20 protein-coding genes are annotated in these 22916 nt (G+C 66.1%); 18 read left to right on the top strand and 2 right to left on the bottom strand.

Going from position 1 to position 22916, the window contains the following annotated elements; translation table 11 throughout:
• Positions 1 to 68 precede the first annotated feature (68 nt).
• Together BSIN_RS20465 and gltA are read left to right on the top strand one after the other, a co-directional pair.
• The gene (locus BSIN_RS20465; protein ID WP_059515530.1) at positions 69 to 338 is read left to right on the top strand and encodes an FAD assembly factor SdhE; all 270 of its coding nucleotides are present in this window, start codon (positions 69 to 71) and stop codon (positions 336 to 338) included.
• Between the two features lie 53 nt (positions 339 to 391).
• Positions 392 to 1693, top strand: a complete 1302-nt coding sequence (gene gltA, locus BSIN_RS20460; RefSeq protein ID WP_059514957.1) for a citrate synthase — start codon at positions 392 to 394, stop codon at positions 1691 to 1693.
• A 152-nt stretch (positions 1694 to 1845) separates the two neighbouring features.
• Here the strand turns inward: gltA and BSIN_RS20455 are convergent, their stop codons facing one another.
• Positions 1846 to 3036 carry a helix-turn-helix domain-containing protein gene (locus BSIN_RS20455; protein ID WP_089341786.1) on the bottom strand — a complete coding sequence of 397 codons (1191 nt, stop codon included), beginning with the start codon at positions 3034 to 3036 and terminating at the stop codon, positions 1846 to 1848.
• A 115-nt stretch (positions 3037 to 3151) separates the two neighbouring features.
• Between BSIN_RS20455 and BSIN_RS20450 the strand changes: the two genes are divergently transcribed.
• Together BSIN_RS20450 and BSIN_RS20445 are read left to right on the top strand one after the other, a co-directional pair.
• Complete coding sequence (locus BSIN_RS20450; RefSeq protein WP_256583901.1) at positions 3152 to 3517, top strand: VOC family protein; 366 nt, start codon at positions 3152 to 3154, stop codon at positions 3515 to 3517.
• Between the two features lie 88 nt (positions 3518 to 3605).
• Complete coding sequence (locus BSIN_RS20445; RefSeq protein WP_089341784.1) at positions 3606 to 4853, top strand: DUF1479 domain-containing protein; 1248 nt, start codon at positions 3606 to 3608, stop codon at positions 4851 to 4853.
• A gap of 76 nt (positions 4854 to 4929) precedes the next feature.
• Here BSIN_RS20445 and BSIN_RS20440 read toward each other — a convergent pair whose 3' ends face one another.
• Positions 4930 to 6795: a DUF3857 domain-containing transglutaminase family protein gene (locus tag BSIN_RS20440; protein ID WP_089341783.1), complete on the bottom strand. Its 1866-nt coding sequence runs from the start codon at positions 6793 to 6795 to the stop codon at positions 4930 to 4932.
• 397 nt (positions 6796 to 7192) lie between these two features.
• Here BSIN_RS20440 and leuC point away from each other — a divergent pair, with 397 nt between their 5' ends.
• The 14 genes from leuC (at position 7193) to BSIN_RS20360 (ending at position 22889) form a co-directional block, all read left to right on the top strand.
• Positions 7193 to 8602 (top strand): 3-isopropylmalate dehydratase large subunit, encoded by a 1410-nt coding sequence (gene leuC, locus BSIN_RS20435; protein WP_069235596.1) that lies wholly within the window; start codon positions 7193 to 7195, stop codon positions 8600 to 8602.
• Between the two features lie 4 nt (positions 8603 to 8606).
• Positions 8607 to 8750: an entericidin A/B family lipoprotein gene (locus BSIN_RS20430; protein ID WP_069235597.1), complete on the top strand. Its 144-nt coding sequence runs from the start codon at positions 8607 to 8609 to the stop codon at positions 8748 to 8750.
• Between the two features lie 95 nt (positions 8751 to 8845).
• Positions 8846 to 9496: a 3-isopropylmalate dehydratase small subunit gene (gene leuD, locus BSIN_RS20425; RefSeq protein ID WP_059514944.1), complete on the top strand. Its 651-nt coding sequence runs from the start codon at positions 8846 to 8848 to the stop codon at positions 9494 to 9496.
• Between the two features lie 91 nt (positions 9497 to 9587).
• The gene (gene leuB / locus BSIN_RS20420) at positions 9588 to 10655 is read left to right on the top strand and encodes a 3-isopropylmalate dehydrogenase (RefSeq protein WP_089341782.1); all 1068 of its coding nucleotides are present in this window, start codon (positions 9588 to 9590) and stop codon (positions 10653 to 10655) included.
• A gap of 348 nt (positions 10656 to 11003) precedes the next feature.
• Positions 11004 to 12125 (top strand): aspartate-semialdehyde dehydrogenase, encoded by a 1122-nt coding sequence (gene asd / locus BSIN_RS20410; RefSeq protein WP_089341781.1) that lies wholly within the window; start codon positions 11004 to 11006, stop codon positions 12123 to 12125.
• 134 nt (positions 12126 to 12259) lie between these two features.
• Positions 12260 to 14725 (top strand): FimV/HubP family polar landmark protein, encoded by a 2466-nt coding sequence (locus BSIN_RS20405; protein ID WP_089341824.1) that lies wholly within the window; start codon positions 12260 to 12262, stop codon positions 14723 to 14725.
• Positions 14722 to 15534 carry a tRNA pseudouridine(38-40) synthase TruA gene (truA, locus tag BSIN_RS20400; RefSeq protein WP_059514934.1) on the top strand — a complete coding sequence of 271 codons (813 nt, stop codon included), beginning with the start codon at positions 14722 to 14724 and terminating at the stop codon, positions 15532 to 15534. Before BSIN_RS20405 ends, truA begins: the two co-directional genes overlap by 4 nt.
• Positions 15535 to 15734: 200 nt before the next feature.
• Positions 15735 to 16499 carry a phosphoribosylanthranilate isomerase gene (locus BSIN_RS20395; RefSeq protein WP_369828222.1) on the top strand — a complete coding sequence of 255 codons (765 nt, stop codon included), beginning with the start codon at positions 15735 to 15737 and terminating at the stop codon, positions 16497 to 16499.
• A gap of 71 nt (positions 16500 to 16570) precedes the next feature.
• Entirely contained in the window at positions 16571 to 17764 is a 1194-nt protein-coding gene (gene trpB / locus BSIN_RS20390) for a tryptophan synthase subunit beta (RefSeq protein ID WP_089341780.1), read from the top strand.
• A gap of 21 nt (positions 17765 to 17785) precedes the next feature.
• The gene (locus BSIN_RS20385; RefSeq protein WP_059514930.1) at positions 17786 to 18634 is read left to right on the top strand and encodes a DNA-methyltransferase; all 849 of its coding nucleotides are present in this window, start codon (positions 17786 to 17788) and stop codon (positions 18632 to 18634) included.
• 96 nt (positions 18635 to 18730) lie between these two features.
• Positions 18731 to 19546, top strand: a complete 816-nt coding sequence (trpA, locus tag BSIN_RS20380) for a tryptophan synthase subunit alpha (protein WP_059514928.1) — start codon at positions 18731 to 18733, stop codon at positions 19544 to 19546.
• A gap of 103 nt (positions 19547 to 19649) precedes the next feature.
• Positions 19650 to 20522 carry an acetyl-CoA carboxylase, carboxyltransferase subunit beta gene (gene accD, locus BSIN_RS20375; protein ID WP_059514926.1) on the top strand — a complete coding sequence of 291 codons (873 nt, stop codon included), beginning with the start codon at positions 19650 to 19652 and terminating at the stop codon, positions 20520 to 20522.
• 223 nt (positions 20523 to 20745) lie between these two features.
• Positions 20746 to 22062: a bifunctional tetrahydrofolate synthase/dihydrofolate synthase gene (folC, locus tag BSIN_RS20365; protein ID WP_089341778.1), complete on the top strand. Its 1317-nt coding sequence runs from the start codon at positions 20746 to 20748 to the stop codon at positions 22060 to 22062.
• A gap of 32 nt (positions 22063 to 22094) precedes the next feature.
• Positions 22095 to 22889 (top strand): SPOR domain-containing protein, encoded by a 795-nt coding sequence (locus BSIN_RS20360; RefSeq protein WP_089341777.1) that lies wholly within the window; start codon positions 22095 to 22097, stop codon positions 22887 to 22889.
• Positions 22890 to 22916: the final 27 nt, after the last annotated feature.

The raw sequence follows: 22916 nt of genomic DNA, 5'->3' as shown, positions 1-22916 counted from the left end.
GCCGCCCGCTGCGCGCCCGCGTGTTCGTTCGGCGCGGCCCGGCTTGGCGCGGCGCGACGCGTACTGCCATGAGCGAGTCGCATCAATCCGATCCGCACCGCCGCGCGCGTCTTCGCTGGCGCGCCCGGCGCGGTCTGCTGGAGAACGATCTCATTTTCGAGCGTTTCTTCGAAAGACACGAGCATGACCTCAGCGACGCCGACGTGAGCGCACTGTCGCGCCTGCTGGATCTGAGCGACAACGACCTGATGGACTTGCTGCTTGCGCGCAAGGAACCGGAGGGCGACCTTGCCGGCCCGGAAATGTCCAGGCTGCTGGAGATGCTGCGCAGCGTTTGAGAGCGTTGTGCCCGTTATCGAAAACCATTTCTTTTTTCGATTGAGGATGTGCCATGACCCCGTCTGATGTTAAAGCCACGCTATCGTTCAGCGATAATTCGCCGAGCGTCGAACTGCCGATCTACAAGGGTACGCTGGGCCCGGATGTGATCGACATCCGCAAGCTGTACGGCCAGACAGGCAAGTTCACGTATGACCCGGGCTTCATGTCGACAGCGTCGTGCAACTCGGCCATCACGTACATCGACGGCGACAAGGGCGAGCTGCTGTATCGCGGCTACCCGATCGACAATCTCGCCGAGAATGCGGACTTCCTCGAAACCTGCTACCTGCTGCTGAAGGGCGAACTGCCGAACGCGGCGCAAAAGAAGGAATTCGTCGCCACCGTCACGAAGCACACGATGGTGCACGAGCAGATGCAGTTCTTCTTCCGAGGCTTTCGCCGCGACGCGCACCCGATGGCGATCCTGGTCGCCGCAGTCGGCGCGCTGTCGGCGTTCTATCACGATTCGCTCGATATCAACGAGCCGCGTCACCGCGAGGTGTCGGCGATCCGCATGATCGCGAAGCTGCCGACGCTCGTCGCGATGGCGTACAAATACAGCATCGGTCAGCCGTTCGTTTATCCGCAAAACAATCTGTCGTACAGCGCGAACTTCATGCGGATGATGTTCGCGAACCCGTGCGAGGAATATCAGGTCAACGACGTGCTGGTGCGCGCGCTCGACCGTATCCTGATTCTGCATGCCGATCACGAGCAGAACGCATCGACGTCGACGGTCCGTCTTGCGGGCTCGTCGGGTGCGAATCCGTTTGCGTGTATCGCGGCCGGTATCGCATGTCTGTGGGGGCCGGCGCACGGCGGCGCGAACGAAGCCGCGCTGAATATGCTCGAGCAGATCGGCTCGCCGGACAACATCCCCGAATTCATCAAGCAAGTGAAGGACAAGAATTCGGGCGTGAAGCTGATGGGCTTCGGCCACCGCGTGTACAAGAACTACGATCCGCGTGCGAAGCTGATGCGCGAGACCTGCCATGAAGTGTTGAACGAGCTGGGTCTGCATGACGATCCGCTGTTCAAGCTCGCGATGCAGCTCGAGAAGATCGCGCTCGAAGACGAATACTTCGTGTCGCGCAAGTTGTATCCGAACGTCGATTTCTATTCGGGCATCGTCCAGCGCGCGCTCGGCATCCCGACGTCGATGTTCACCTGCATCTTCGCGATGGCTCGCACGGTCGGCTGGATCGCGCAGTGGAACGAGATGATCGCCGATCCCGAGCAGAAGATCGGCCGTCCGCGCCAGCTCTTCATCGGCGAAACGCAGCGCACCGCGAAGCCGATCGCGCAGCGCTAAGCGGCCGGAATTGCGCGCGGGCGATGTGCCGCGCGCGCTGTTTGATTCGCGCCTCGACGGTTTCGCCGTCGAGGCGTTTTCTTTTTTGCGCGGCGGGCATGGCCGCGATCTAGCTGCGCAGGCGTTCGTCTGGCGTTTCGGCGCAGCGGCTTTCAGCGACGCGTTTGCCGAGATGAACGGCGTTCGAGCGACGGCGAGCGCACGTTCAGTGGGGCCGGTTCTTCGGGCGAATCGGCTACGCGACCATGCGCGGCGAACCACTGCCGGTATTCGCGCGGCGTCATGTTGCGCACTGTGCGGAATTGCCGGTTGAAGTTCGAGAGATTCGAAAAGCCCGCGCGAGCGGCAATGACGGCAATGGGCCAATCGGTGGCCGTGAGTTGGCGCGACGAGTAAGCGATCCGCACGCGTTGCAGATAACGGCCGATACTTTCGCCGACGTGCTGTGCGAACCGGCGTTGCAGCGAACGCTCCGACAGATGCGCGGCCGCGGCGAGTTCCGCGATGCGCAGCGGCTCGTGAAAGCGGCGCTCGAGCAGATCGAGCACGCGGTCCAGGCGCTCGGCTTCGGGGATGGGGCTTGCCGCGACGGGGCCGGCCGGTGTCGCCGAGCTTTGCGCGCAGTTCGAGTTGGCCGGAATAGATACGGTCACCAAGGTCTGGGCTGGGTTTGTTTCGCGCGACTCGGTTCCGCGCGAAGCCACTCGGTCCGAGCCGCCGTCGGTCAGACGCGGCCAGGCCGCCGCAGGCTCGGTCCACAGTTGGCCGGTAGCGGACCGTGCTGCTTGCGCTTGCCCTTTGCTTGCCGCTACACCAGCCGCTTTCGCACTGTATGCGGCCGCGGTCGCGAGCGGTTGCGCGGCGGCTTCGGCGAGTTCCGCGAGCGAGTCGAGCACCGCCGCCAGCCGTGCGCGCGGCGAGGCATCGAGCAGCGCCGGCAGCCGCGCGCGCATCGCGGCGGCGGCCTGCTGGCCGAACGCCAGTCCCGGCGCGGCGCGGCGCAGCAGCGAGTGCAGCTTGCCGAATTCGAGGCAGCAGTCGGCGACGCGGCGCGCCCAGTCACCGGTGAACCAGACGACGAGCGCGACTTGCGGCGCATCGGGATCGATGCGTTCTTCCGACGCCCATGTATGCGGCAGATTCGGCGGCACAAGAGCGAGATCGTCGCCATCGTAGTCGGCGGCGTGATCGCCGATGAAGCGGCGGCCGCGGCTGTTCAGCGTGAGCGTCAGTTCATATTCCGGATGATGGTGCCATTCGAAGGGGATCGCGGCGAGTCTACGGTGATAGACGCGGATCGAGCAGCCGGCGGGGATCGTGACACGTTCGTACTGCGGTTTCATCGAAAGCTCTCTGTAACAGGGCCGTGCATGCCGGCCCTTAAAAGGGTGATTGCTGCACATATCTGCCGTCGACGTAAGCGATGTCGACCGCGCATACGCGTTTTATGCACCGCTGATGGATGCGCTCGGGCGTCGGCTCAGGTTGGGCGATCCGGCAACTTGGGCGGCGTGGATGCCGGGCGGCGCATCGCGGCTGCTGTTTCTGACAGGCCGGCCGCACGACGGCGGCCCTGCGTCGTCTGGAAACGGGCAAATGGCCCGGTTTCTTGCGCGCGAGCGGCCGATCGCCGAGCGCTGCCATGCGCTCGCGCTGCCGGCGGATGGAACCACCGAGGGCTCGCCGGGGTTGCGGCCGCACTACCGCCAGGATGACTACGGCGCGTATTTTCGCGATTCCAGCGGCAACAATCGGGGGCGCATCTGTCGCCGTGAACCTGCCCGCTACGCGGCCAACTGCCGATCTTCGCCATTGACGCAATAGTATCGAAATTCGTCGGAATGCCATCGCTTTCGCTGTGCCGCGCGACCTAAGCTCACGGCACGCACTCAGCCCAACGAAGGAGACATCAATGCCGTTTGTTATCGACGACGATCTGCCGAGCGCGATCCGCACGGCGAAAACCGCGTTGCGCGCCGCGCTGCCTGGCCGGGCGCGGGTGTTTCGCGAGTTGGAAGGCGAGATCGCGCGCCAAGTCGATGCGATTCGCAGCGATCGGGACCGCGGCGCCGACACGATTCCCGTGCTGCGCTACGCGGATATCGCGGCGCAGCGCGTTGATCCCGCGGCCGTCGCGGCGCTGCGCACGCGCGGCGCATGCGTGATCCGGGGCGTGTTCGATGCGCGGCGCGCAAGCGACTGGAACGACGAAATCACGCGCTACGTCGAATCGAACCGGCTCGACGACAAGCTGCTGCGCCGCGCGGATGACAAATATTTCGGCACGCTGGCGTCGAGCCGGCCGCAGATCTACGGGATTTACTGGTCGCGGCCGCAAGTCGACGCGCGTCAGTCGCCGGAGCTTACGCGCGTGCGCGTGTTCCTGAATCGCCTGTGGCGTGCGCAAAGCGACGGGCGCACGCATTTCGATCCCGACCGCGTGCCCGCGTATGCGGACCGCATTCGCCGCCGGCCGCCGGGCTCGTCATCGCTGGGCTTGTCGCCGCATGTCGACGGCGGTTCGGTCGAGCGCTGGCTCGGTCCGAATTTCCGCCGCGTGTACCGGCATGTGCTTGCCGGCCATTGGCGCGAGTACGATCCGTTCGACGGCGCGTTCCGGCCGGACGTCGAGGAGATTGCGTCGCCGGCGGTGTGTTCGATGTTCCGCACGTTCCAGGGTTGGACTGCGCTGACGCCGCAAGGGCCGGGCGACGGCACGCTGCAATTGATTCCGATCGCGAACGCGATGGCCTATGTGATGCTGCGCGCGTTACAGGACGACGTGCCGGACGACGATCTGTGCGGCGCTCGCCCTGGGCGCGCACTGTCGATGCTGCCCGAATGGCATGCGTTGCTGCTCGACGCGCTCGTGCCGATTCCGCCGATGCAGCCTGGCGATGCGGTGTTCTGGCATGGCGACGTGGTGCACGCGGTCGAGGATACGCATCGTGGCACTGGCCATAGCAACGTGATGTATATCGCGGCCGCTCCCGCTTGCGCGAAGAACGATGCGTATCTACGGCGGCAATGGCCGAGCTTCGTGCAGGGTGAAAGCCCGCCGGACTTTCCGGCCGATCACTTCGAGACGGATTTTGCCGGGCGGGCGCGGCCGGACGATCTGACCGCGCTGGGCCGCGAGCAGATGGGCAGCCGCATGTAAGCGTGAGCGCGGGTGAGCGTGCACGGCGTGCGCGGGCGGTGCGTAGAGCGCGGCTTGCGCCGCGCGCCCGTACTCGTCAGAACGATATGCTTTGACGCAGCGTATCCGTGCAGCGCCGGGCGTCGTCGAGGAAGCGGCCGAACGCGTCGCTCGTCAAGTCGTCGTGATTCAGCCAGCGCGTTTTTTGCGCGACGCGATAGCGGTACGCGATGCCGCCGCTCGCGGCTTGCGGCGTCACGTCGAGGTCATACCATGGCGAGCGCGCGGCGCACGCGGCGAGCGGCCGCACGGGCTTCACGCCGTCAAGCTGCACACGGACGGTCATGATCGACGCGTCGTGCAAGAACACGTCGCCGACCTTGCTGGTCTGCCGGTAGTCGGCATACTGCTCCCACAATTGCCGCAGCTTCCCGCCGTCGTATACGTGCTGGCCCGATAGCTGTTCGAGCGCGCGGCCGTCGATGCCGTCGATTTCGACGCGGTAGCGTGCACCGGGCGCGTCGTCGCTGCGCATTCGCTTGATCTCGCACGCGCGTGGTTCGTTGAGCCATTTCTTGCATAGCGCCTGGTCGCCGGCGCTCGTGCCACGATCACGGTCGAGATCCATCAGCCCCAGCCGATCCTCGCCGCCGAAATACGCATGCCCCGTGACTTGTGCGCTGCCGTCGGGCTTCGGGCGGCTGTTCAGTGTCGCATCGATGCTCACGATCGGCGCTTCGGCGCCGATGTGCTCGTTGCGCACGCCGCCGCCCGCATCGACGACGAGCGCCCAGCGATCCTGGAGAGCCGCCGGCGTGCGGCCGGGGAGGCGGACCGGTTGGGTCGGATCGAGCCACCAGGTCTCGCCGTCGACGACCGCGCGCACGATCGCGTGATTGGGCGCCTGCGCGCCGGGAATCAGCAGCGATGGCGCGAACGAGCCCGCGTATACCCAGGCGGGGCGCGCGGCGATGCCGCTCGCGTTCAGCATCGCCGCGAGCAGGATCGCGAGGTCCTTGCAGTCGCCATAGCCGTTTGCTTCGATCTGCGCGAGTTCGAATGGCACATAGCCGCGCTCGCTCGCGCGCCAGTCGCCGAGATAGCGGTAATGCGCATCGATGTGTTTCATCAACTCGGCCACGCGCGCGGCGGCGGGCAACGCCCGGGCGTCGCGAACCGCGGCCGCCGCGGCGCCGGGCAGCGGCGCGGCGAGAATCTCGTTGTAGCGCTTCGCATAGGCGCCGAAGTGATCCTGTGCGTTCAGGCTGCTCGCCAACTCGATGCGCGGCACGCGGCGCAAAGTCGTGCCGTCCTCGTCGACGACGTTGACGTAGCGCGGCTGCTTTTGCTCGATGACGAGCCGCTTGCCGCCGTTCGACGACGCAACGCGAAACGCGTCGATCTGCTCGGCGCGCCAGAGGATCGGCTGCTCGGCCGTGTATTCGATGCGGTACGCATCGTTGCGGATCGGCATCGGCCGCAACCATATGGCTTCATGGAACTGCCGCGCGAGCGGCAGCGGCGCGGTGTGCTCGAGCGTCGTGAAAACCACGGTGCTGCCGACCCGCAAGCCGGGAAACGCGACCGACGTCCGCTTGTTGCGCATGAAACCGGCGGCGGGGTTCGGCGCGGTGCGCGTGTCGATTTGCGCGCCGGATACCGGCGTGCGCTGCCCGTCCGGGCCGATTACCGCGGCGTCCTTGAGCTCGAAGCGGTCCTGCTCGCGATAGTCGAAGTCGAGGCGGGACAGCAGGTCGCGACCGACCGGCCGCAAGATCGTCAAGCGCCGCACGGTCGTGCAATCGGTGCCGGTATCGGGCCGAATCCGGCACGTCTGGTCCACGCGTTGCGCGACGGGGGCCTCGTCGATCGGCTGCAACGCGGCGAACGAGACAGTGACGCATGCGCTTGCGCTGACGGTGGCTGCGGCGCGTGCGAGGACAGCGGTACAACGAAACTTCATCGGAACAACCCCGTGATGTGTGATGGCGGCGGATCGCGCCGCAAAATGGCTGCGATCCGATGGTGAGTTATTTGATTGATTTCCTATTGTATGGCGAAAAATGAATTAAATAGTCGATAAATATGAATATTTAGCGAGATATCTGCCGATTGTCATGGGCGACGCGCGCGTTCACGCGTTGCGGCATCGGTTGCGGCGATGAGCGTGGCGGCAGCGCGCGGCCCGTGCGCCGCATGTGCCGGGTAGTGCTGATACAGGTACTTGCGCTACCACTCAACTCGCTGTTTTTTATGGTTTTTTTCGATTTCTGAGCGTAATGGCGAGCGTGTCGCGTGGCATAATCGGCTCTATCCTGACGGCTTGTACGTAGACACCATCCCCGCATATCGAAGATCCCATGACCCAGACCCTCTACGACAAATTGTGGAATTCGCACGTCGTGCGCACCGAGGAGGACGGCACCGCGTTGCTCTATATCGATCGGCACCTGCTGCATGAAGTCACGAGCCCGCAGGCGTTCGAAGGGTTGAAGCTCGCCGAGCGCCCGGTATGGCGGATCAGCGCGAATCTCGCCGTGTCGGATCACAACGTGCCGACGACGGACCGCAGCCACGGCATTGCCGATCCGGTGTCGAAGCTGCAGGTCGACACGCTCGATGCGAATTGCGATGCGTTCGGCATCACGCAGTTCAAGATGAACGACGTGCGCCAGGGCATCGTCCACATCATCGGGCCGGAGCAGGGCGCGACGCTGCCGGGCATGACGATCGTTTGCGGCGATTCGCATACGTCGACGCACGGCGCGTTCGGCGCGCTCGCGCACGGCATCGGCACGTCCGAAGTCGAGCACGTGCTTGCCACGCAGACGCTGTTGCAGAAAAAGAGCAAGAACATGCTGGTGAAAGTCGACGGCCAATTGCCGCGCGGCTGCACCGCGAAGGACATCGTGCTTGCGATCATCGGCAAGATCGGCACGGCGGGCGGCACCGGCTACGCGATCGAATTCGGCGGCTCGGCGATCCGCGCGCTGTCGATGGAGGGGCGCATGACGGTCTGCAACATGGCGATCGAGGCCGGCGCGCGCGCCGGCATGGTCGCCGTCGACGACACGACGATCGAATACCTGAAGGGCCGTCCGTTCGTGCCGACGGGCGCGCAATGGGATCAGGCGGTGGCGTACTGGAAGACGTTCAAGTCGGACGACGGCGCGCATTTCGACCGCGTCGTCGAGCTGAACGCGGCCGAGATCGTTCCGCAGGTCACGTGGGGCACGTCGCCGGAGATGGTCACGTCGATCGACGGCCGCGTGCCCGATCCCGAGCGCGAGAAGGATCCGGTCAAGCGCGACGCGATGGCGCGCGCGCTCACGTACATGGCGCTCGAGCCGAACACGCCGATCGAATCGATCAAGATCGACAAGGTTTTCATCGGCTCGTGCACGAACGCGCGGATCGAGGATATCCGCGCGGCCGCGTATGTCGTGAAGCAGCTCAATCGCCGTGTCGCGCCGAACGTGCGGCTCGCGATGGTCGTGCCGGGCTCGGGGCTCGTGAAGGCGCAGGCCGAGCGCGAGGGGCTCGATAAGATATTGACCGGCGCGGGTTTCGAATGGCGCGAGCCGGGCTGTTCGATGTGCCTCGCGATGAATGCCGACCGGCTCGAGCCGGGCGAGCGCTGCGCGTCGACGTCGAACCGCAATTTCGAAGGGCGTCAGGGGCAGGGCGGCCGCACGCATCTCGTCAGCCCGGCGATGGCCGCGGCGGCGGCGATCGAAGGCCATTTCGTCGACATTCGCAAGCTGGGGTGAGCCGATGAACGCACATCAGCTGAAACGGATCGTCGCGTGGCTCGCGCTCGCGGGCCTCGCGTGGGCGGCCGCCGGCTGCAACACCGTCGCGGGCATGGGGCAGGACATCGACGCCGCCGGCCATGCGATCAAGAAGGCCGCGCAGTGACGGCATGCGGGCGCGCGCTTAGGCCGCGGCCCGCGATTCGATTTCGCCGGAACGTCGCCGTGGCGGCGGCCGGCCTCCAATCTGGTTGACCGATCATGGAAAAATTCACAGTGCATACCGGCGTCGTCGCGCCGCTCGATCGCGAGAACGTCGACACCGACGCGATCATTCCGAAGCAGTTCCTGAAGTCGATCAAGCGCACGGGCTTCGGCCCGAATGCGTTCGACGAATGGCGCTATCTCGATCACGGCGAGCCGGGCCAGGACAACTCGAAGCGTCCGCTGAACCCGGATTTCGTGCTGAATCAGGCGCGCTATCAGGGCGCGTCGATCCTGCTCGCGCGCAAGAATTTCGGTTGCGGCAGCTCGCGCGAACATGCGCCGTGGGCGCTGCAGCAGTACGGCTTTCGCGCGATCGTCGCGCCGAGCTTCGCCGACATCTTTTTCAACAATTGCTACAAGAACGGCCTGTTGCCGATCGTATTGACCGAGCAGCAGGTCGATCATCTGTTCAATGAAACGTATGCTTTCAACGGCTATCAGTTGAGCGTCGATCTCGACGCGCAGCTCGTGCGCGCGCCGGACGGCCGCGAATATCCGTTCGAGATCGCCGCGTTTCGCAAGTACTGCCTGCTGAACGGTTTCGACGATATCGGCCTCACGCTGCGTCATGCGAACGAGATTCGCCAGTTCGAGGCGCAGCGGCTCGCGCAGCAGCCGTGGCTCGACAACAAGCTGATCGGCTGATCAACCGAGCCGTTTTCATCGCGAAGGCGCGGGCCGCGCGCCTTTTGCTCGACTCTCCACGGTCATCATCCGTTTTTATCAGGGATTGCGCATGAAGATTGCAGTGTTGCCGGGCGACGGCATTGGTCCGGAAATCGTCAACGAAGCCGTGAAGGTGCTGAACGCGCTCGACGAGAAATTCGAACTGGAAACCGCGCCCGTCGGCGGCGCGGGCTACGAGGCGAGCGGCCATCCTCTGCCGGATGCGACCCTCAAGCTCGCGAACGAAGCGGATGCGGTCTTGTTCGGCGCGGTCGGCGACTGGAAATACGATTCGCTCGAACGCGCGCTGCGCCCCGAACAGGCGATTCTCGGCCTGCGCAAGCATCTGGAGCTGTTCGCGAACTTTCGTCCGGCAATCTGCTATGCGCAGCTCGTCGACGCGTCGCCGCTCAAAGCCGAACTGATCGCGGGCCTGGATATCCTGATCGTGCGCGAGCTGAACGGCGACATCTATTTCGGTCAGCCGCGCGGCATCCGCCAAGCGCCGGATGGCCCATTCGCGGGCGCGCGCGAAGGCTTCGACACGATGCGTTATTCGGAGCCCGAGGTGCGGCGCATCGCGCACGTCGCGTTTCAGGCCGCGCAAAAGCGGCAGAAGAAACTGCTGTCGGTCGACAAAGCGAACGTGCTGGAAACGTCGCAGTTCTGGCGCGACATCATGATCGACGTGTCGAAGGAATACGCGGACGTCGAACTGTCGCACATGTACGTCGACAACGCGGCGATGCAGCTTGCGAAGGCGCCGAAGCAGTTCGACGTGATCGTGACCGGCAACATGTTCGGCGATATTTTGTCCGACGAGGCGTCGATGCTGACGGGCTCGATCGGCATGCTGCCGTCCGCGTCGCTCGACAAGAACAACAAGGGGCTGTACGAGCCGTCGCACGGCTCCGCGCCGGACATCGCGGGCAAGGGCATCGCGAATCCGCTCGCGACGATCTTGTCGGCCGCGATGATGCTGCGCTACTCGCTGAATCGCGCCGAGCAGGCGGACCGGGTGGAGCGCGCAGTCCAGAAGGTGCTTGAGCAGGGCTGCCGCACCGCCGATATCGCGACGCCGGGCGCCACCACGATCGGCACCGCGCAGATGGGCGACGCGGTTGTGGCCGCGCTCTGACGCGACGCGATTCGAATCGCGGGCTTGAATATTTCGGCAAAAGGGTATGAACGCGCGGCGCAGGCGATGCGTTCGTACCCCATGTGCGCTGCGGCATTAGCCGTTGTGTGGCCCGCGAGGTTTGTGTAGACTCGAACGATGGCGCCAATTTCCCCGATCTCCCCGGTCCTGACACTCCACGGCAAACAAGCCCGTGCGGGTGCGCGCGCCATTGCCGTTGTCGCCGGCAAAATCATCATCACGAAAACGATCACGAAAACCTGATCGTCGTCCGTCGTGCCCGCCTGTTTCCCCGCGCGGTCGCGCCGGGGGCGGAAAAGGCGGGGAAGCTCCAGCAAAGGGTGAGTCATGAACGTAGGTCTCGTAGGTTGGCGCGGCATGGTCGGCAGCGTGCTGATGCAGCGCATGCAGGAAGAAGGCGATTTCGATCTGATCGAGCCGGTGTTTTTCAGCACCAGCAATGCGGGCGGCCAAGCGCCGTCGCTCGCGAAAAACGAGACCACGCTCAAGGATGCGGCGAGCATCGACGATCTGAAAAAGTGCGACATCATCATCACGTGCCAGGGCGGCGACTACACGAACGACGTGTTCCCGAAGCTGCGCGCGGCCGGTTGGAACGGCTACTGGATCGACGCAGCATCGGCGCTGCGAATGAACGACGATGCGGTCATCATTCTCGATCCGGTGAACAAGAACGTGATCAAGGATGCGCTCGTCAAGGGCACGAAGAATTTCATCGGCGGCAACTGCACGGTCAGCCTGATGCTGATGGCGTTGGGCGGCCTGTTCCGCGAGAACCTCGTCGACTGGATCACGGCGATGACGTATCAGGCCGCATCGGGCGCGGGCGCGCAGAACATGCGCGAACTGCTCGCGCAGATGGGCACGTTGCATGGTGCGGTGACGGCGCAGCTCGGCGATCCTGCGTCGGCGATCCTCGACATCGACCGCCGCGTGCTGGCCGCGATGACGAGCGACGCAATGCCGACGAGCCAGTTCGGCGTGCCGCTCGCCGGCTCGTTGATTCCGTGGATCGACAAGGATCTCGGCAACGGGATGTCGAAGGAAGAGTGGAAGGGCGGCGCGGAAACCAACAAGATTCTCGGCAAGCCGGCGATGGGCGAAGCGGGGTCGATTCCCGTCGACGGGCTGTGCGTGCGGATCGGCGCGATGCGCTGCCACTCGCAGGCGCTCACGATCAAGCTGAAGAAGGACGTGCCGCTCGACGAGATCAACGGCATCCTTGCATCGGCCAATGATTGGGTGAAGGTCGTGCCGAACGAGCGCGAAGCGTCGATACGCGATCTCTCGCCGTCGGTCGTCACGGGTACGCTGTCGGTGCCGGTCGGCCGGTTGCGCAAGCTGGCGATGGGCGGCGAATATCTGTCGGCATTCACGGTCGGCGATCAGTTGCTTTGGGGCGCAGCGGAGCCGTTGCGCCGGATGCTGCGCATTCTGCTCGACAAGTAAAGTAGACTACGCGGTTACGACGCGTATACAACCCGAAAGCGTCGCGTTTCACGCGACGCTTTTTTATTTGCGGTTCGATTTTGTCTTATTCCAAACGCGAAACCAGGCCGCGCGCTGCCGCGGCGAGTAAGCCGATGACGCTTCAATTCCTACAGACTCCGGCGGCAATGGGCGGCGAATCTCCGTGCGTGCGGCACGCCGTTGCGATGGCCGTTCTCGCGCTGGCCAGCGTGAGCGGCGCACATGCACAGACTGATGCGGCGGCGAGCGCGGCCGCCACGGCCAGTGTGGCCGAGCAAGCCGCACCGCTCGCAATCACTGTGCATCCCGGGCAGTCGCTCAACGATATCGCGATTGCCGTCACGCAATCGCGTGATCCGGCGGTGTTGGCCCGTGCGGGCCGCGCGCTGTTCGATGCGAATCCGCAAGCCTTCATGAAGCGCGATCCGAGCCGGCTCAAAATCGGCGCGCAGCTCACGGTGCCGGCGCTCGATGCAACGGGCGCGGCGCTCAATGCGCACGCGGCGTCCGGCGGCGCAGCGGCGAGCGGCGTGACGGCGAGCGGCAGTGCGCATGCGCAGAGCGCAGTGGCGGCGGTGACTGCATCGGCCGGTAGCGCGGGGGCGCCCTCGGCGGGGGAGCCGGTAGGCGCGTCACATGCCGTTGTGACGGGCGCTGCCGCGGCTCATGGCACATATGCGGCCTCTTCGGCTGCTTCCGCGCGCCCGGCAGTGGGAGCGAGCGGGGCGTCGGCGGCCGAAGCCGTGCCGCCGCACGCGCAGCCGGCCACGCCGGGCGTTGCCGCAGCTTCGTCTTCGCCCGACACGGGTGGCCCGCATGTGTGGAACGGTTCGATTCAACCAACGCCCGCACCGAACGGCACGTCGGCGGCCGGCGCGGACGGGGCGGTTTCGGCCGTTGCGGCAAATCCGTCGCTCGCCGGTTCGGCTGCCGTGGGCGTGTCGCAGGCGCGTCCGTCCAGTTTGCAGCAACTACTCGCGTTGAAGAATCGCGTGCTGATGGAATTGCAAAAGCACGGGATCGGTAAGCCGACGGGGGACGCGAAGCCGGCGGTGGTGGTCAATGCCGATGGCGCGCGCCAGTCGGCGCAGGATACGGCGGGTCCGGCGTCGGCGTCGGCGTCGGCGTCGGCGTCGGCGATCGCGAGTTCCGTTGCGGTGACGCCGGCGTCGGTGTCGAGCGATGCGTCGTCCGCGCCGCCGGCCGTTGCGCCCGCGCCTGCGGCGCCGTCGCGCGCGGCCGTGGTGCATCAACTGCCGTTCGATATTGGCGTGGCCGCGGCTGCCGGTGCCGCCGCGCTCGCGCTGATCGTCGGTCTTGCGCTGCGCCGGCGCGGCAAGAAGCGTTCGTCGGCCGATGAGGCCGTCGGGCCGAGCGCCTTGGAGCCGGCTGCCATGCCGGCTCCGGAGGCCGCCGCCGCGCCGGATGTTGCCGGCAGCGTACACGGAGCGAGAAAAGCCGATGACGATTCGGTTGCGGCTCGCCGTGAAGGGGCCGGCGGGAGGTCCGCCGCGCATGCGGCGTCCGAGTCTGAGGCGGCAGCGGCGCGCGAATCGCACGATGCGCCACCGCTCGCAGCGGCGCGCTCAGCCACGCCGGAGCCGAACGAGCAAGGCGGCGGCGCGCTCGCGCGTGACGCCGACGAGCATTCCGGCGCGTCACCGGACGCTGCGCAGCAGCCGGCGCATGCATGGCGACCAGTGTTCCCGCGTGATGCGATCGCCGCGCTCGATAGCCTCGATATGCCGCTGCCGCCGCGCATGTCGGCTGCGGCCGATGCGGATCATGGGCCGTTATCGCGGCCCGCCGATTCGAGTCTTTCTCTGACTCGTCAAAATGCAACTAACGGTCAACCCGCCGCAGGTCAGCCAGTTGGTGCGACTGACCCGCATGATTCTCAGCCACTACGAACAGCAGGACAGCAAGAGGCGGAGCGGCCAGGGGAGCCGCAGACGGGCGAATCGCGTCGACACGGATCGGCACTGGCGTCCGATGGAGAATCTGGCGCGCAGCCGTCGCCGATGGCGCGGCCGCAGGCAGTGCCGGATGCGAACGTGCCGTCGCAGTCGCAGCCGGTGGAAGTGCCCAACGGTGGCGAGCGGAGCGAATCCGACGCCGGATCGGTGGCCGAGCAGTCGCAGGCGGCACCTTCGGCTCCGGCTGCGCCGGTTGACCCCGGTGCGCTCCCGCAACGCCCCGCACTGCAATCCGGCGCGATGTCGGCCGACACGACGGCGTCGGCTTTGCCGATTGCGCCATCCGAACCGAACACCGAATCGAACCCCGCACCCGCGCCGTCACCGGCTCCCGCGTCGCCCGGTGTCGCGCAGTTCGGCCCGCTGAACCTCGATTTCGACCTCGAATTGCCAGCCAGCCCAAGCGCGTCGTTGCCGGCGTTCACGCCGGAGGCGCTCGCGAAAATCGCGCGCAACAAACTCGAACTTGCGGCCGAGTATGTCGAATTGGGCGATCTGGCGGGCGCGCGTACGTTGCTGCAGGAAGTGATCGAAGCGAATCACACCGGCACGCGCGACGAAGCGCGCGCGATGCTCGCGAAGCTGGACGAACTGTCGCGATGAGGATCGCACTCGGCATCCAGTACGACGGCGCGGCGTTTTGCGGCTGGCAGTCGCAGCCGCACGGCAGGACGGTGCAGGACACGCTCGAACGCGCGCTTGCCGAATTCGCGCAGACGCCACTCGCCACGACGGTCGCGGGCCGCACCGATACGGGCGTGCACGGGCTCGGCCAAGTCGTCCATTTCGATACGGACCTCGATCGCGCGGATTTTTCGTGGGTGCGCGGCACGAATGCGTTTCTGCCTTCGACGGTCGCCGTGCAATGGGCCAAGCCGATGCCGGATACGTTCCACGCGCGTTTTGCTGCATTCGAGCGCACCTATTACTACGCGCTGTACGTTCACCCGGTGCGCTCGCCGATGCTCGCCGCGCGTGCGGGCTGGGTGCATGCGCCGCTCGATGTCGACGCCATGCGCGAAGCGGCGGCTTGTCTCGTCGGCGAGCACGATTTTTCGGCTTTCCGCTCGTCCGAATGCCAGGCGAAGTCGCCCGTCAAGCATCTGTATCAGATCGGCATCCGCCCCGACGGCGATTTCATCCATTTCCGCTTTCGCGCGAACGCATTCCTGCATCATATGGTGCGCAACCTGATGGGCTGCCTCGTCGCGGTGGGGCGCGGCCGCTATCCGCCGCCGTGGCTGGCCGAAGTGCTCGAAAGCCGCGACCGCAATCGCGCCGCGCCGACTTTCATGCCTGATGGGCTGTACCTGGCGCAGGTCGGCTATCCTGCGGAATTCGCGGTGCCCCCCGCGCAACTCGGCAGCGTGCCGTGGAGTGGCGTGTGGGCCGATCTTGACGGACGACTATGATGAGCGACTTGGACACGAAACACCGCACACGGGCTGCGATGCACGACGCGATTGACTACGCGGGTCCGGCACGCAACGCGGCGGACAGTCTTGTGCAAGACGCGCGGCCAGGCGCGAACGGGGCGCCGAGCGGCGTACTAAACGGCGCGCTAAGCGTGAGCGGCGAAGCGCCAAACGGAGCGCCGCAGGGCGGCACGACGCTGGATTCGCCGTCGGCCGCCCGTCATTGCGCGCCCGCGCATGCCGGAGCCGGAGCGGCAACTGCGGCCCAAACCGAGTCCGAAGCCGGCCTGGCGGGCGCCGCCGGTCTGCCGCACCGCACGCGCATCAAGCTCTGCGGGCTGTCGCAGCCGGGCGACGTCGAATGGGCAGCCGAACTCGGCGCCGATGCGATCGGCCTGGTGTTCTATGAGAAGAGCCCGCGCGCGGTGACGCTCGAGCAGGCGGCCGAGTTGGCGAAGCGGGTGCCGCCGTTCGTGTCTATCGTCGGGTTGTTCGTCAATTCGAGCGCCGACGAGGTGGCGCGTATCGCGCAAGCCGTGCCGCTGGCGCTGCTGCAATTCCACGGCGACGAAACGCCGGCGCAATGCGCGGCGTTGGCTGCCGCCGCGCGGCGGCCGTGGCTGCGCGCGCTGCGTGTCGGCGCGTCGGCGCGCCCGGCCGATTTGGTAGAATCGGCACTTCACTATTCGGCAGCCCGCGGCCTGTTGTTCGACACGCTCGTCGAACATTATGGCGGCAGCGGCAAAGTCTTCGATTGGTCACTTATTCCAGCAGAGCTCGCGCGTCGGGCCGTTTTGAGTGGTGGGTTGAACGCGCAAAACGTCGGTGACGCGATTCGTCAGGTGCGTCCGTTTGCGGTCGATGTCTCGAGCGGCATCGAAACGCCGGGCGCGAAGGGCGTGAAGGATCGCGCCCGGATGGCGGCGTTCGTGCGCGCGGTGCGCGACGCGGACGCCAACTGATCCCAGCCCGCGCGGCATGCCGGAAGCCCGGAAGCCGGCCGGTCGCCGCGCGCTGAACCGAGAGTGACGTCATGTACAACCTTCCCGATGATCGTGGCCATTTTGGCCCTTATGGCGGCGTGTTCGTCGCCGAAACGCTGATTCACGCGCTCGGCGAGCTGCGCGCCGCCTACGAGAAGTTCAAGGGCGAGCCCGAGTTCGTCGCCGAATATAACCGTGAGCTGAAGCATTTCGTCGGCCGACCGTCGCCGGTCTATCACGCGCAGCGCTGGAGCGAGCAGCTCGGCGGCGCGCAGATCTACCTGAAACGCGAGGATTTGAACCACACCGGCGCGCATAAGGTGAACAACGTGATCGGCCAGGCGCTGCTCGCGAAACGCATGGGCAAGCCGCGCGTGATCGCGGAGACGGGCGCGGGCCAGCACGGCGTCGCGACCGCGACGATCTGCGCGCGTTTCGGGATGGAGTGCGTCGTCTACATGGGCGCCGAGGACGTGCGCCGGCAGGCGGCGAACGTATACCGGATGAAGCTGCTCGGCGCGACCGTCGTGCCGGTCGAATCCGGCTCGCGCACGTTGAAGGACGCGCTGAACGAAGCGATGCGCGACTGGGTCACGAACATCGAGAACACGTTCTACATCATCGGCACGGTCGCGGGTCCGCACCCGTATCCGATGATGGTGCGCGACTTCCAACGCGTGATCGGCGACGAATGCCGCGTGCAGATGCCCGAGCTGGTCGGTCGCCAGCCGGACGCGGTGATCGCTTGCATCGGTGGCGGCTCGAATGCGATGGGAATTTTCTATCCGTATATCGAGGACGAGTCGGTCCGGCTGATCGGCGTCGAGGCCGCCGGCGACGGGATCGATACCGGCCGCCATTCGGCTTCTCTGCTCGCGGGCACGCCGGGCGTGCTGCACGGCAATCGCACGTATCTGCTGCAGGACGAGAACGGCCAGATCATCGAGACGCATTCGGTGTCGGCGGGCCTCGATTATCCGGGCGTCGGCCCCGAACACGCGTGGCTGAAGGACAGCGGCCGCGCGCAGTACGTGAGCATCACCGACGACGAGGCGCTCAACGCGTTCCACGACTGCTGCCATATCGAAGGAATCATCCCGGCGCTCGAATCGAGCCACGCGCTCGCGTATGCGACCAAGCTCGCGCCGACGCTGCCGAAGGACAAGATTCTGCTGGTGAACCTGTCCGGGCGCGGCGACAAGGACATGCACACGGTCGCCGAGCGATCGGGCATCGCGCTTTGAGCTGAATCCTGAATCCAAACGATGCGTGATCTGATCGAAGACCCGGCCGGCGGCGCGGCGAGCGAAGCGCAGGCGACGCTCGCCGCCGTGCCCGAGCGCGTGCTGCCCGCCGGCGTCGAACTTTACAACCGCGATTTCCTGACCGACGCCGCGCGGCTGCCGGACGCATCGATCGACCTGATCGTCGCCGATCCGCCGTATGGGCTCGGCAAGGACTACGGCAATGACTCCGACAAGCGCTCGGCCGACGCGCATCTTGCGTGGACGCGCGAGTGGCTGGGGCTGGCGATTCCGAAGCTCAAGCCGAGCGGGTCGCTGTACGTGTTCTGCACATGGCAGTACGCGCCGGAGATCTTCAGCTTCCTGAAGACGAAGCTCACGATGATCAACGAGATCATCTGGGACCGGCGCGTGCCGAGCATGGGCGGCACGACGCGCCGCTTCACGTCGGTGCACGACAACATAGGTTTTTTCGCGGTATCGAAAAGCTATTATTTCGATCTCGATCCGGTCCGCATCCCATACGACGCCGAAACGAAGAAGGCGCGCTCGCGCAAGCTGTTCGAAGGCAGCAAGTGGCTCGAGCTGGGCTACAACCCGAAGGACGTCTGGTCGGTTTCGCGCCTGCACCGGCAGCACGCCGAGCGCGTCGATCATCCGACCCAAAAGCCGCTGGAAATCATCGAGCGGATGGTGCTCGCGAGCTGCCCGCCGGGCGGCCGCGTGCTCGATCCGTTCATGGGCAGCGGCACGACCGCGGTGGCTTGCGCGCGGCAGCGGCGCGACTTCATCGGCTATGAGATCAACGAAAGCTATTGCGAGATCGCGCGCGCGCGCGTCGCGTCGCTGGTCGCGCCGGCCGGCGCGTGAGCCGCGATGTGCCGTGCGAAACGCGCGCGCACGATCACTTTGCATCGGAGCGCGGCGCGCTGACGCGCCCGCTCCGAATCGACACAGGAACTTTTCATGTCCCGTATTCAGAACACCTTCGCCGCACTCGCCGCCCAAGGCCGCAAAGGGCTGATTCCGTTCATCACCGCGGGCGATCCTGATCCGGCGCTGACCGTCGAGCTGATGCACGCGCTGGCCGATGGCGGCGCCGACGTGATCGAGCTTGGCGTGCCGTTCTCCGATCCAATGGCCGACGGCCCGGTGATCCAGCGTTCGTCCGAGCGCGCACTCGCGAAAGGCGTGACGCTGCGCAGCGTGCTTGCCGACGTGAAGCGCTTTCGCGAGCGCGATGCGAACACGCCCGTCGTGCTGATGGGCTATGCGAATCCGATCGAGCGAATGGGCTCGGCGGCATTCGCCGCCGCCGCGCGCGACGCAGGCGTCGACGGCGTGCTGGTCGTCGACTATCCGCCCGAGGAATCGGCCGATTTTGCCGCGGCGATGCGCGCGGCGGGCATCGATCCGATCTTCCTGCTCGCGCCGACGTCGACCGACGAGCGGATCGCCGCGCTCGGCAAGGTGGCGAGCGGTTATATCTATTACGTGTCGCTCAAAGGGGTGACGGGCGCCGCAAATCTGGATGTTTCCAGCATTGCGGGTAAAATCCCGGCCATCAAGTCGCGCGTGCCGCTGCCGGTCGGGGTCGGTTTCGGAATTCGCGATGCCGAAACCGCGCGGGCGGTGGCGGGCGTCGCGGATGCCGTCGTGATCGGCAGCCGTCTCGTCCAGTTGCTCGAGCAGGCCGAGCCGGCGCGCGCGGCCGACGAGTTGAAGGCGTTCATCGCCAGCGTGCGTGCGGCGCTCGACCGCGCGGACAAGCCGGCCGCGTAGTCGTGGCGAGCGGCGCGGCGCGTGCGCGGCGCCAACCGATAGCAAAAGAATCGCGGGTCCGGACGCCGTTCGTCCGGCCCGTCACCGAACAGGAAACCATACGATGAGCTGGCTCGACAAACTGTTGCCGCCGAAGATCAAGCAGACCGATCCGAAAAGCCGCAAGGGGATTCCCGAGGGCCTGTGGGTCAAATGCCCGTCGTGCGAGGCGGTGCTGTACCGCAACGATGTCGACGCGAATCAGCACGTGTGCCCGAAGTGCGATCATCACATGCGCATCGGCGCGCGGGAGCGTCTCGATTCGTTGCTCGATCCGGAAGGCCGCTACGAGATCGGCCAGGAAATCCTCCCGGTCGACACGCTGAAGTTCAAGGACAGCCGCAAGTATCCGGATCGTCTGAAGGAAGCGATGGACGACACGGGCGAAACCGATGCGCTCGTCGTGATGGGCGGCGCGATTCATACGCTGCCCGTCGTGGCTGCGTGTTTCGAGTTTTCGTTCATGGGCGGCTCGATGGGCTCGGTCGTCGGCGAGCGTTTCGTGCGCGGTGCGCAGAACGCGCTCGAGCAGCAGGTGCCGTTCATCTGCTTTGCCGCTTCGGGCGGCGCGCGGATGCAGGAAAGCCTGCTGTCGCTGATGCAGATGGCCAAGACCACCGCGATGCTGACCAAGCTCGCCGACGCGAAGCTGCCGTTCATCTCGGTGCTGACCGATCCGACGATGGGCGGCGTGTCCGCCAGCTTCGCATTCCTGGGCGACGTCGTGATCGCCGAGCCCAAGGCGCTGATTGGTTTTGCCGGCCCGCGCGTGATCGAGCAGACGGTCCGCGAGAAGCTGCCGGAAGGGTTCCAGCGCGCCGAATTCCTGCTCAAATCGGGCGCGATCGACATGATCGTCGATCGCCGCAAGATGCGCGACGAGATCGCGCAGTTGCTCGCGCTGCTGCAGCGTCAGCCGGTCGACGCGCTTGCGTGACGCATGCCGCCGCGCGTGACGCGACGGCACCCGCGCGCCGTCTGGTTCGCGCCGGGCGGCGCGTTTGCTTTTGGTGCGGGCGCGCCGGACCGGATTCCGGCGACGCGGCCGGGCTTGGCTGCCGCTGCGCCGACGCAGGTGCGGCGAGCGTTCTTCCCAACGTGGCCTCCGCTCGAGCCTGTTGCCGCCGCCCGCGATGCCACTCTGATTCCCGGCTGAAACGATGAACACTTTTCCCACCCTAGACGCGTGGCTTTCGCATCTCGAAAGCGCGCATCCCGTCGGCATCGACATGGGCCTGACCCGCATCGGCAAGGTAAAGGACGCGCTGAAACTCGCGTTCGCGTGCCCGGTGATCACGGTCGGCGGCACGAACGGCAAGGGTTCGACCTGTGCGTTTCTCGAGGCGATTCTCGTGCGCGCGGGCTACAAGGTCGGCTGCCATACGTCGCCACATCTGTTGCGCTTCAACGAGCGTGCGCGGCTCGATGGCAGGATCGTCGAAGACGACGAACTGCTGCCGCACTTCAATGCGGTCGAGGCCGCGCGCGCGAGCCTGCCGGAGCCGGTGACGCTTACCTACTTCGAATTCACGACGCTGGCGATCATGCACCTGTTCGCGTCGCGCGGGCTCGACGCGGTCATCCTCGAAGTCGGGCTCGGCGGCCGTTTGGATGCGGTGAACGTGATCGACACCGATTGCGCGATCGTCACGAGCATCGATATCGATCACATCGAATATCTCGGCGGCACCCGCGAGCAAATCGCGTTCGAGAAAGCGGGCATTTTCCGGCCGGGCAGGCCCGCGATCTGCGGCGATCCGGCCGTGCCGTCCACGCTCGTCGATCATGCGCAGTCGATCGGCGCGGATCTGTGGCTCGTCGGGCGCGACTTCCGCTTCGTCACGCAGCCTGGCAGCGAGCGCCAGCAATGGTCTTACGTCGGGCGCGACAGGCGCTATCCGTCGCTCGCTTACCCGGCGCTGCGCGGCGCGAACCAGCTGCTCAACGCGTCGGCCGCGCTTGCCGCGCTCGAGGCGTTGCGCGAGACGCTGCCGGTGTCCGCGCAGGACATCCGGCTCGGGCTCGCGAACGTCGAGCTGCCGGGACGTTTCCAGGTTTTGGCCGGCAAGCCGCTCGTGCTGCTCGACGTCGCGCACAACCCGCACGCGGCCGCCGTGCTCGCGCAAAACCTCGACAGCATGGGCTATTACCCATACACGCATGCGGTGTTCGGCGCGATGGCCGACAAGGATCTGCCGGGCATCGTCGCGCGCCTGAAAGGCGTGATCGATCACTGGCATTTGACCGACCTGCCGCTGCCGCGTGCGGCAGCGGCGGACGTGCTTGAGCGCGTGCTGCACGGCGCGGGCGTCGACGACGGCGAGCAGCACAGCGTCAAGCGTTATGCGACGCCGGCCGAAGCGTTCATCGGCGCGCTAAAAAGTGCATCCGACAATGATAGAATCGTGGTTTTCGGCAGCTTCTACACGGTAGCGGGTGTGATGCCCGTCGTGGACCGCCGCCATGGCCCGGCTTGACGCACGGGTCGTCGTTTCGGATTCAGCCATTCATGGGAATTTTCTCGTTCGGCAAGAAGGATGATGACGCGCCGCAACGGCGCGGCTCGCGAACCGGTTCTCGGAGCGTTCGCAGCGAACGTGTCGAACGCGTCGAGCGTCGTGCGCGCCGCACCGAGCGGCCCGATACCGATGCGCTGATGCTCGATCCGACCCTCCCTGAAAAACAGCGCGCGCGCCGGCGGCTCGTCGGCGCGATCGCGCTGGTGATCGCCGCGGTGGTCGTGCTGCCGATGGTGCTCGACTCGCATCCGAAGCCCGTGACCGACGATGTCGCGATCGATATCCCGAATCGCCCGTCGCATCAGGCGGCCGCCGCGAATGACGAGGACGCGTCCGACGCTCAGTCGGGCGCCGCGCAGGACGAGCCTGCGGCGTCCGAGACAGCCGCGCCGGCGGACACAGCGCCTGCGCCGGCTGCCCCCGCGAAAGCGAAATCAGCGAAATCCGTTGCGAAGCAGGCCGATGCTGCCGTCAACGCCCCGGCCGCCACACCGAAGTCCGCCGAGCCGGCGGCGCGCGCGAGCGCGGACGCGAACGGCGAGTCCAAGCCGTCCGCGTCGGCATCCGGTGCGCGCTTCGCGGTGCAGCTCGGCACGTTCCACGACGATACGGCCGCCCGTGACTGGGCGACAAAGCTCAAGGCTGCGGGCGTGCCCGCCTATGTTGAGCATCGCAAGCAGGCCGATGGCAGTACGGCTACACTGTTGCGCGCGGGGCCGTTCGCCGATCGCGCCGCCGCATCCGCCGCGATCGCCAAGGTCCGCGACGCGGGCTTGACGCAGTAACGGCCGGCAGTCACGGACGACGGGACG

It is taken from the genome of Burkholderia singularis, assembly GCF_900176645.1.
GTDB lineage: Bacteria > Pseudomonadota > Gammaproteobacteria > Burkholderiales > Burkholderiaceae > Burkholderia > Burkholderia singularis.
The sequence above is the reverse complement of the archived record's forward strand: the minus strand, read 5'-3'. Positions and strand labels throughout refer to the sequence as shown.

What these genes read in the sequence shown, in the direction of transcription:
- truA (WP_059514934.1), top strand. Translation starts at nt 14,722, where the DNA reads ATGAGGATCGCACTCGGCATCCAGTACGACGGCGCGGCGTTTTGCGGC.
- asd (WP_089341781.1), top strand. Translation starts at nt 11,004, where the DNA reads ATGAACGTAGGTCTCGTAGGTTGGCGCGGCATGGTCGGCAGCGTGCTG.
- BSIN_RS20360 (WP_089341777.1), top strand. Translation starts at nt 22,095, where the DNA reads ATGGGAATTTTCTCGTTCGGCAAGAAGGATGATGACGCGCCGCAACGG.
- leuD (WP_059514944.1), top strand. Translation starts at nt 8,846, where the DNA reads ATGGAAAAATTCACAGTGCATACCGGCGTCGTCGCGCCGCTCGATCGC.
- BSIN_RS20455 (WP_089341786.1), bottom strand. Translation starts at nt 3,036, where the DNA reads ATGAAACCGCAGTACGAACGTGTCACGATCCCCGCCGGCTGCTCGATC.
- trpA (WP_059514928.1), top strand. Translation starts at nt 18,731, where the DNA reads ATGTCCCGTATTCAGAACACCTTCGCCGCACTCGCCGCCCAAGGCCGC.
- BSIN_RS20445 (WP_089341784.1), top strand. Translation starts at nt 3,606, where the DNA reads ATGCCGTTTGTTATCGACGACGATCTGCCGAGCGCGATCCGCACGGCG.
- leuB (WP_089341782.1), top strand. Translation starts at nt 9,588, where the DNA reads ATGAAGATTGCAGTGTTGCCGGGCGACGGCATTGGTCCGGAAATCGTC.
- BSIN_RS20385 (WP_059514930.1), top strand. Translation starts at nt 17,786, where the DNA reads ATGCGTGATCTGATCGAAGACCCGGCCGGCGGCGCGGCGAGCGAAGCG.
- gltA (WP_059514957.1), top strand. Translation starts at nt 392, where the DNA reads ATGACCCCGTCTGATGTTAAAGCCACGCTATCGTTCAGCGATAATTCG.
- trpB (WP_089341780.1), top strand. Translation starts at nt 16,571, where the DNA reads ATGTACAACCTTCCCGATGATCGTGGCCATTTTGGCCCTTATGGCGGC.
- BSIN_RS20430 (WP_069235597.1), top strand. Translation starts at nt 8,607, where the DNA reads ATGAACGCACATCAGCTGAAACGGATCGTCGCGTGGCTCGCGCTCGCG.
- BSIN_RS20465 (WP_059515530.1), top strand. Translation starts at nt 69, where the DNA reads ATGAGCGAGTCGCATCAATCCGATCCGCACCGCCGCGCGCGTCTTCGC.
- accD (WP_059514926.1), top strand. Translation starts at nt 19,650, where the DNA reads ATGAGCTGGCTCGACAAACTGTTGCCGCCGAAGATCAAGCAGACCGAT.
- BSIN_RS20440 (WP_089341783.1), bottom strand. Translation starts at nt 6,795, where the DNA reads ATGAAGTTTCGTTGTACCGCTGTCCTCGCACGCGCCGCAGCCACCGTC.
- BSIN_RS20405 (WP_089341824.1), top strand. Translation starts at nt 12,260, where the DNA reads ATGACGCTTCAATTCCTACAGACTCCGGCGGCAATGGGCGGCGAATCT.
- leuC (WP_069235596.1), top strand. Translation starts at nt 7,193, where the DNA reads ATGACCCAGACCCTCTACGACAAATTGTGGAATTCGCACGTCGTGCGC.
- folC (WP_089341778.1), top strand. Translation starts at nt 20,746, where the DNA reads ATGAACACTTTTCCCACCCTAGACGCGTGGCTTTCGCATCTCGAAAGC.
- BSIN_RS20450 (WP_256583901.1), top strand. Translation starts at nt 3,152, where the DNA reads ATGGATGCGCTCGGGCGTCGGCTCAGGTTGGGCGATCCGGCAACTTGG.